Here is a 2,554-nt window from a genome sequence, read left to right on the forward strand (position 1 = left end):
GTAAGCGTCCGCTGAATCCCATACCTATTTTTTAATTCGATTTAGGTTTCCAGCAGTGCGGCAGCAATTCTTCAATTTGGGTCACTTTGTGTGTCGGTAACCTTTTCAGCACATCACTTAAATAGGCATACGGATCCAAGCCATTCAGCTTTGCTGACTGGATTAACGTCATGATGTTTGCCGCTCGCTGACCACTGCGCAGCGAACCTGCAAACAGCCAGTTCTTGCGCCCCAACGCCCAGGGACGCATCTGATTCTCGACCCAATTATTGCAAATAGGTAGATTGCCATCATCCAGATAGCGGCTTAAAGCTGGCCAACGCTTCAGAGTGTAATTGATGGCCTTGGCGGTGGGAGAACTCGATGGCACTGTCAGATGATGTTGGTTGAGCCATTCATATAGTTGTTGCATCACTGGTTGACTATGCTGTTGTCGGTATTCGCGGCGGTCTTCCGCTGTACCATCGGTCTTTTTCCTGAGTTCTGCTTCTATCGCATACAGTTTCTGAATCAGCACTAATGCCTGTTCAGCGACCTGACTTTTCCCAGTTACATGCAGTTCATGGAATTTACGACGTGCATGGGCCATGCAGCCCACCTCAATGACCTGGCCTGATTTAAAGCGTGCTTTATAACCACTGTAATCATCACAGACTAGATAACCCTGCCAGCCTTTCAAGAACTCTGCAGCATGCTGGCCTGAACGACTATCCTGAAAGTCATAGATCACCGCCTGAACTGGATTGTACTGTGTGGTGGCATAGGCCCAGACATAACCTTTCTTCGGTTTTTTATTATTCTCACCCATCCGCATGATGGTGACCGGTGTTTCATCTGCATGCAGCACCCGCTGTTGCAGCACCACCTCTTTTAAGGCATTGGCCAGAGGTTCCAGTTCTACACCGCAGCGACCTATCCAGTCAGATAAAGTTGATCTAGAAAGTTCGATTCCCGCCCGCTGATAGATCAGACGTTGACGGTACAGCGGCAAATGATCGGCATACTTCGATACCAGCACATGGCTGAGCAATTCAGGTGAAGCAATGCCTTTATCAATCACATAGGCGGGCATCGCTTGCTGAGTCAGAGTGTCACACTGATCACAGACCCATTTACCACGCACATGCTGTTCCTTATAGAACTGTGCCGGTCTGAAATGCAGTTTTTCACTGATATCTTCGCCGATACGACGGAGTTGGCAGCCACAAGCACATTGGGTTGATGCAGGTTCATGCTCAATACGGATGGTGTGTAGATGATCTGGCAGTGGTCGACGTTTAGGTTTATTGGTTTTGGCTTTCTGTGTCGCTGCATTGGTTTTATCTGCATTTAGCCGTTCCAGTTCTAGATCAACCGCGGCAATATCTTCTTCAACCGCTTCATCCCATAGATGGATTTGTTTTGCAGTGAGATGTTCGTTTTTACTGCCGAATTTGTGCTGTTTAAATAGTGCGAGTTCATGCTCGTATTTTTGATTGAGAATAGAAAGATGTTGAACTTTAGAATCTAATTGCTGATTGGTGACTTCAAGATGTTGAACTCTGGCATCTAATTGCTGGTTTGATTTTTCTAATTCTTGATTTGATTGTGCCAGAGACTGATGCTGCATCGCCAACTGCCTGGTGAATTCCAGCAGTTGTTCATGGGTCAGTTGGCTTAAGTCAGGCAGCGTATTCATGACCGCAGTATGCCTGAGGTCATGAGAAGAATGAAATAGAACGTTTGGAGAATAGCAGAATGGAACAGCCTGGTTTAAAGCATCGTCACCACCTGCTGTCGTCCAATGCGCTGCCAGGGCAAACCTTGGATCAGTGCCTGTAACTGTTCCGGGCTGAGGGCCACGGTTTCACCTTGGTGAACTTGAGCCCAGTGAAATTTGCCCTGTTCCAGCCGCCGGGCACACAGCCAGATGCCCAGTCCATCATGTACCAACACTTTCATGCGATGGCCACGTTTATTACAGAACAGGTAAGCACAATGCGGTTTGATGTAGCCAAAGGCTCTCACCACCTGAGCCATGGTCGTATCCATACCTGCACGCATGTCCATGGGCTGAGTAGACAACCAGATTTCATCAATGCGGATCATGTTGCCAGTGCCTTGAGTAATTCTGCCAAGGCAGGTATTTCTGATGTCTGCCATTTTAGCTGAATATCATTATTCGTATGAGGCACGGTGATACACAACGTGATCCTCTCATCAATAGGTTGGCTGATTGCAGCAGTGTAAGGCAAAGCAATAAATGCTGGATTCACATGAGTAGGATCCTGCACGGCACCCTCATGATGGCTGAAGATCCTGATCCAACGACTGACAAGGTTGGCATTAATACTATGTTGCAGCGCGACCGAAGCGATCGAGGTATTAGGATTTTTGCAGGCATTGACAATACTGAGTTTGAATTCTTTGCTGTATTTTCGGCGTTTTTTAGCAACAGGAGGTGTTGCTGAATATATATCCATGTTCATGGATTAAGTCCCCACTTGTTTTTAGGTGGGAACTAAATTAAGGCTTATAGGATCGCTTGGTAAGGCTGTGTTAGCCGGATGCTTAC

The 2,554-nt window shown here is 47.0% G+C and carries 3 protein-coding genes; all 3 read right to left on the reverse strand.

From position 1 onward, the window contains the following. Positions 1–31 precede the first annotated feature (31 nt). Positions 32–1,678, reverse strand: coding sequence for an IS66-like element ISAba16 family transposase (locus AVJ20_RS17770; protein ID WP_111886129.1), 1,647 nt, complete (start codon positions 1,676–1,678; stop codon positions 32–34). 74 nt (positions 1,679–1,752) lie between these two features. Next, the gene (gene tnpB / locus AVJ20_RS17775) at positions 1,753–2,088 is read right to left on the reverse strand and encodes an IS66 family insertion sequence element accessory protein TnpB (protein WP_000618091.1); all 336 of its coding nucleotides are present in this window, start codon (positions 2,086–2,088) and stop codon (positions 1,753–1,755) included. Continuing rightward, complete coding sequence (locus AVJ20_RS17780; RefSeq protein ID WP_001055585.1) at positions 2,085–2,468, reverse strand: transposase; 384 nt, start codon at positions 2,466–2,468, stop codon at positions 2,085–2,087. Before AVJ20_RS17780 ends, tnpB begins: the two co-directional genes overlap by 4 nt. Between the last annotated feature and the right edge of the window lie 86 nt (positions 2,469–2,554).

The sequence above is a fragment of the Acinetobacter sp. CFCC 11171 genome (genome assembly GCF_003268405.1).
Taxonomy (GTDB): domain Bacteria; phylum Pseudomonadota; class Gammaproteobacteria; order Pseudomonadales; family Moraxellaceae; genus Acinetobacter; species Acinetobacter amyesii.

Bases quoted from the DNA above. Each gene is read 5' to 3' on its own strand.
- AVJ20_RS17770 (WP_111886129.1), bottom strand. From the start codon at position 1,678: ATGAATACGCTGCCTGACTTAAGCCAACTGACCCATGAACAACTGCTG.
- tnpB (WP_000618091.1), bottom strand. From the start codon at position 2,088: ATGATCCGCATTGATGAAATCTGGTTGTCTACTCAGCCCATGGACATG.
- AVJ20_RS17780 (WP_001055585.1), bottom strand. From the start codon at position 2,468: ATGAACATGGATATATATTCAGCAACACCTCCTGTTGCTAAAAAACGC.